The organism is Streptomyces sp. NPDC002889 (assembly GCF_042888425.1).
In the GTDB taxonomy this organism is placed as follows: domain Bacteria; phylum Actinomycetota; class Actinomycetes; order Streptomycetales; family Streptomycetaceae; genus Streptomyces.
On record NZ_JBIAPT010000020.1, the window covers coordinates 1 to 217 of the forward strand.

Consider the following 217-nt stretch of genomic DNA (forward strand, 5'->3'; position numbering starts at 1 on the left):
GTCTCACCGGAATCCGCGTACACGACCTGATCCATACACGGGACATTGAGGGAGATATCGGGCATTGGGTGCGCTCCCGGGAGTGCCCGCGCCCCGATCACCCGCAGCCGCCCACCGCCTCGACCCGTGCCGGCCCTCTCCTCACCCCGCCCAGTGACCAGCGGGCCTGAACCCTGCTCACGGACGGCCGACAGCCGCCTATCGCGCACGTCACCGC